Source organism: Pseudomonas sp. GXM4, from assembly GCF_008923895.1.
Lineage (GTDB): Bacteria > Pseudomonadota > Gammaproteobacteria > Pseudomonadales > Pseudomonadaceae > Aquipseudomonas > Aquipseudomonas atacamensis.
Genome location: NZ_WBRZ01000329.1, coordinates 1 through 5490 on the forward strand (window position 1 = coordinate 1; position 5490 = coordinate 5490).

Below are 5490 nucleotides of genomic sequence, written 5' to 3' on the forward strand. Positions count from 1 at the left end.
TTAGATGGGGCAGGGGTGGGGTGGTTTCAATGGGGCGGGTGTGTTTCTGCGTGTGTGTTCAGGTTTGCAAAGTTTTTGACCTTGTTAACCTTGGCGGCCTTTGGGCGGTGGCGAGATCCTTCAGGTGGGCACGGGTGCCTATTGGAATCTAACAATGTCTGTGCATAAATAGCAAAAAACGCTAGTGTTGGTTAGCTTTAACTATTAAATGGAGTTTTGATGGATCCCTATCGTAATCCGTTCGCCCCCGGGGCTGGTTTTCCACCACCGGAGCTTGCTGGCCGAGACCCTGTTCTCGAAATGGCTCGGATTTCCTGCGGCCGAGCAGTGAGGGGCAAACCTGCACGGTCGCTGATGCTCCTTGGCCTTCGTGGAGTCGGCAAGACGGTACTCCTGAATGAGATCGGCAATATCGCCAGACAAGAGGGGATGCTCGTTTCCCAGCTCGAAGCTCCGGAGAAAAATACACTTTCCACTCTTCTTTACCCTGAACTGCGACGCGTAATGCGTTCACTTTCGGGATTCGAAGGAGCAAAGCAAATTGCCAGCCGGGGTATGAGCGCCCTGCGCAATTTTGCCTCGATATTCAAAATCGATATCGGTGGCGTTGAGGTGGGCGTTGAGGGTGCTGAACCTGGGCTTGCGGATAGCGGCGATCTGCAACATGATCTTCCAGACCTGTTCGGTGTAATTGGCGAGGGCGCTAAAGCCGCTGGCAAGGGCTGGGTGCTGCTCATCGACGAGGTTCAGTACCTCTCGGAAGGCGATCTGTCGGCACTTATCGTTGCGATGCATCGAATGGCCCAGCGCGGGTTGCCTGTGGTTTTGGTTGGGGCAGGACTACCACAGGTTGCCAAATTGGCTGGTGAGGCGAAGTCCTATGCAGAGCGACTTTTCCTCTACCCGCCTGTAGGCGCGCTGGACGAAGAAGCAGCAAAACTTGCTGTTCGAAAACCCGTCGAGGAGGAGGAGCAGACGATCGAAGACGCTGCCCTCCAAGCGATTGTCGCGCGAACGAGGGGCTATCCGTTTTTTCTGCAGGAATGGGGTTCAACTTCTTGGGATGTTGCTGCCGGCCCCATGATCACGCTCGCTGATGTCGAACGCGCTTATCCAGAGACTATCGCCGGACTTGATGCCGGCTTCTTCAAGGTTCGTTATGACCGGCTTACCAAAGCCGAGATCCAGTTTGTGATGGCGATGGCCACCCTTGGTGATGGGCCCTATCCTATGGCAGGTATCGCCAAGGTGATGGAGCGTGATCAATCATCGTTAGGCCCGGCCCGGGCCAATATCATTGCCAAAGGTATGATCTACAGCACCGACCATGGTTACCTTGATTTCACCGTTCCTCTTTTCGCGGAATACCTTCGCCGTCGTGGTGAATGAAAATCAGTGGTAGCGCCTTATGGAGTCAGCCGCCGAATTCTTTCCGAAAGTTCTGCCCCGCTTACCTGCCGGTACGCATGGATCAAGAGCATGGGCAGTACTCGATCTTGCGCTCATTGTGGAGCTGCCAAAGGCTGCGATCTTTTGATTTTGATTTTCTGTGGGAGCGAGCCTGCTCGCGAAGGCGGCCTGAATTTGACCAGGTTCCTGGAGTGAATGTAGGTTCTGACCAACGGATGTATTGATGTCATATATAGCCCGATCAGGATATGAATTCGAGAAAGCTCATACCCGAGACGGTAATTTCACTATCGATTTTGATACGCAAGCTGATCATTACAAGATGTCTTTCCATGCGGTTGTTAATGATCCAGTCGCCGGCGACATAGACATTCTCGGGAGCTTTGACCTGCGTATGTAGTGAGATATCCTGCAGCCTCGATGTATTGCAACCCGTGGCAGACGTCGCTCCTCTATCAATACGCTCCGCTCGGAGTTTTCCTCGTGCCTGAGGTGTATTGGCAACTGACGATCCTTGACTCGCTGTATCGATACAAGGCGGCCAGTCTGGATTTTTCGCAAACATCCATGACCTGCTCAAATTGCTCGGCAGTTGCCTCGACGCGCCACTGTAGTGTTTGGCCTGTCTGACAATTGGATGCGGCAGGCGTGATGTTCATGGATTTCAATTCATTGAGCGCTGCACTACAGTCTTTTGCCTGCTCTGCGTTATTTTCAGCCTGCGCAGGGAGCCAGGCACTGAGTGCGAATATGGCAGCCGGCAGGGCGATACGCAGTTTCGAATAAAGGCTCATACAGAAGGTCCCCACAACCAGCGTTGTCAGATCGGCCACGTCAGTCCCTGAACCACAAAGAATCCATTACAGGTGAGTTCCCGCGTGTCATTCGTGTGCTGTGCTTTGCCGGAAAATTTGTAATCTTTGAGGTCGTATCGGTACACGAAGTTACTGATTTGGGTGACCGCGATAATTGAAGAAGTTGTCGTTTCAAATTCATAGGGACGAGGATCGGCTCGGTCTATGACAATCGTTTCTGAATAGCGCAAAGGGGAAGGATCCTGCGGGTAGCGAAGCGAGATGGAGATGATTCGCGCGCCCGACAAGCTGTCGTTGTGGCGGAAAGAAAAGTCGTATCCCCCTAACGCGTTGATGGAAATGGATGTGCTTGAAGTGCTGTAGCTGGTCAAGTCCAGATAATTACCGCTGATGGTGCCTTTGACATCAGTTTCAATAGAGCCGAACGCGAAGACGGCGTTGGGTACGTTTGGGTTTGCCATGAGAGCTGCCTCTGATCCGAATAGTGAAGAGGCAAGTCTGGGTAAAAGCGTGAAAGCTGTGAACTGTAATACCTGACAGTTTTTTATTCTTGTTCGCGATAGTTATTCCGGCCCAGCGCATTTTCCGAACGCTACCGACCCGCCTGTCGGAAAACTCCGGCGCATTGATCAGCGTCTGCAGGACGAACCTGTTCACAACCGCTTCCACAGGTTTATTCATTGCCTGCCAGGTTGCGCTCACAAAAAAAAGGCGATGTCCCTCACGGAACATCGCCTTTTCATTACCGCCAGCTAACGCTTATTCCGGCAGTTTGTACGCAATGATGTAGTCACCCATCTTGGTGCCCAGCGAGCCGTGACCGCCGACAACGAGCAGCACGTATTGTTTGCCGTCCTTGCCGGTGTAGGTCATCGGAGTCGCTTGGCCGCCTGCAGGCAGACGCGATTTCCACAGTTCTTTACCGGTATTCACGTCATAGGCGCGCAGGTACTGGTCGAGGGTGCCGCTGAGGAAGCCGACGCCGCCGGCAGTGACCATCGAACCGCCCATGCTCGGTACGCCGAGGGTGAAGCCGATCGGGATTGGCGAGCTGTCGCGGCTGGTGCCGTTCTTGCGTTTCCACACGACTTTGCCGGTGGTCAGGTCGATACCGGCGACGTAGCCCCAGGCCGGGGCCTGGCACGGTACGCCCAGTGGCGACATGAACGGGTGCATGATCACCGCGTATGGCGCGCCAGTGTTTGGCTGCACGCCCGAGGTTTCGCTCTCGCGTTTGCTGCCGGCTTCGACTTGCTCGCGTGGGACCATTTTCGAGACGAAGGCCATGTAGTTCGGGCTGGTGAACAGCAGCTGGCGAACCGGATCGACCGAGACGCCGCCCCAGTTGAACACGCCGACGTTACCCGGATAGATCAGGCTGCCCTGTTCCGATGGCGGGGTGTACTGGCCCTCGTAACGCAGTTCCTTGAACTGGATGCGGCACAGCATCTGGTCGAACGGGCTCGCGCCCCACATGGCTTTTTCGGTCAGTTCCGGGGCCAGCAGGTTGAGGTCCGAACGGGCCTGGGTCGGTGCGGTGTGGTCGCCTTTCACGGCGCCTTGCGGTACCGGGATTTCCTTGATCGGAATGATCGGCGTGCCGTCACGACGGTCGAGGACGTACAGGCTGCCCTGCTTGGTCGGAGCGATCAGCGCAGGTTTCACGCCGTCGGCGGTTTTCATGTCGAGCAGGGTTGGCTGGCTGCCGACGTCCATGTCCCACAGGTCATGGTGGGTGAACTGGTAGTTCCAGCGCACTTTACCGGTGGCCAGGTCCAAGGCAACGAGGCCGGCGCTGAATTTTTCCGCGCCCGGGGTGCGGTTGCCGCCCCATTGGTCCGGGGTCTGGTTGCCCAGTGGCAGGTAGACCATGCCGAGTTTTTCATCGACGCTGGCCAGCGACCACATGTTCGCCGAGTTGCGGCTGTAGGTTTCGCCCGGGGCCAGAGGCTCGGTGGCGTCCGGCTTGTCGCTGTCCCAGTTCCACACCAGGTGACCGTCGCGCACGTCGAAGGCGCGGATCACGCCCGATGGCTCATTGGTCGATTCGGTGTCGGTAACGTGACCGCCCATGATCACCAGATTACGGGTAATCGCCGCTGGCGCGGTGGAGTAGTAGCCGCCAGCGGTGAACGGGCCGATGCCTTGGGTCAGGTCGACCACGCCGTTGGTGCCGAAGCCTTCGCAAATCTTGCCGGTGTCGGCGTTCAACGCAATCAGGCGGGCATCAGCGGTTGGCAGGTACAGACGACGCGGGCAGGCCTGAGCAACAGCCTGGCCGGCTTCGGAGATGACAGCGGAACCGGCGTTTTCAGACTTGGCATAGGCGGCTTCGTCGTAATACGACACGCCACGGCAGGTCATGTGGGCGAAGCCCTTGAAGCCGACCGGGCTCTTGATCTGTGGATCGAAGCGCCAGATTTCCTTGCCGGTGTCCGGGTCCAGTGCCAGCACTTTGCTGTGCGCGGTGCAGGCGTAGACCATGCCGTTGGCTTTGAGCGGGGTGTTTTCGTTGGTCAGCTCGACCGGGTCATCCGCAGTTGGCAGGTCGCCGGTCTGGATGCGCCAGGCTTCTTGCAGCTTGCCGACGTTTTCCGGGGTGATCTGCTTGAGCGGCGAGTAGCGGTCACCGAACTCGGTGCGACCGTAGGCTTGCCAGTCGCCATCCGGCATGGCCGGTGCGGTGCTGGTCATGTCCGCGCTGTCGCGGCCCCGTTCGCCGAAGGTCTCTCCCGGATGAGTGAAGAGGCTGGCCAGAGCGGTAACGCCGGCCAGGATCACAGCGACGGTCAGGCCGCCGGTGCCGATTTTCGCCGGGCCGTTGAGCAGCAGCGGACGACGGAACCATGGCAGCAGCATCACGAAACCGAGGACAAACCACAGCGCCAGACGCGGCACCAGTTGCCACCAGTCCAGACCGACTTCCCACAATGCCCACACGGTGCTGGCAAACAGCACGATGGCGTACAGGCCCAGCGCCGCGCGGCGACGCATCAGCAGCAGGATGCCGCTAAGAGCGATGCCGATACCGGCCAGCAGATAGTAAAGCGAGCCGCCGAGCATGCTCAGCTTGACTCCCCCGGCCAGCATGGCCAGGCCCATCAGTAGAAGCAGGATGCCGAGCAGGCCCGGTAGCAGACGGCCCCGACTCGAAGCACTTTCGGTGCTCATAGTGTGATTCTCCGTGACGTTTATGTAGTCCCGCGCTGTAGTCACTTTAGATGACGATTTGGCGCAGGCATGGTTCAGATAAAAACTTGTTCGG

General features: G+C 57.4%; 4 protein-coding genes. 1 reads left to right on the forward strand and 3 read right to left on the reverse strand.

Annotated features, from left to right (window positions below):
- Window positions 1-219 precede the first annotated feature (219 nt).
- A complete protein-coding gene (locus tag F8N49_RS25105; protein ID WP_071173471.1) occupies window positions 220-1389 on the forward strand; it encodes an ATP-binding protein in 1170 nt (389 codons plus the stop codon).
- A 476-nt stretch (window positions 1390-1865) separates the two neighbouring features.
- On the opposite strand, the gene F8N49_RS25110 is transcribed toward F8N49_RS25105, so the two are convergent.
- From F8N49_RS25110 to F8N49_RS25120, 3 genes are all read right to left on the reverse strand, one after another.
- On the reverse strand, window positions 1866-2243 hold the full coding sequence (locus tag F8N49_RS25110; RefSeq protein WP_151553032.1) for a hypothetical protein: 378 nt from the start codon (window positions 2241-2243) through the stop codon (window positions 1866-1868).
- Complete coding sequence (locus F8N49_RS25115) at window positions 2231-2686, reverse strand: hypothetical protein (protein ID WP_122706559.1); 456 nt, start codon at window positions 2684-2686, stop codon at window positions 2231-2233. Before F8N49_RS25115 ends, F8N49_RS25110 begins: the two co-directional genes overlap by 13 nt.
- Before the next feature lie 298 nt (window positions 2687-2984).
- A complete protein-coding gene (locus tag F8N49_RS25120) occupies window positions 2985-5396 on the reverse strand; it encodes a glucose/quinate/shikimate family membrane-bound PQQ-dependent dehydrogenase (RefSeq protein ID WP_151553034.1) in 2412 nt (803 codons plus the stop codon).
- Window positions 5397-5490 lie beyond the last annotated feature (94 nt).

Coding starts and splice junctions, on each gene's coding strand:
- F8N49_RS25120 (WP_151553034.1), bottom strand. CDS start 5,396: ATGAGCACCGAAAGTGCTTCGAGTCGGGGCCGTCTGCTACCGGGCCTG.
- F8N49_RS25105 (WP_071173471.1), top strand. CDS start 220: ATGGATCCCTATCGTAATCCGTTCGCCCCCGGGGCTGGTTTTCCACCA.
- F8N49_RS25115 (WP_122706559.1), bottom strand. CDS start 2,686: ATGGCAAACCCAAACGTACCCAACGCCGTCTTCGCGTTCGGCTCTATT.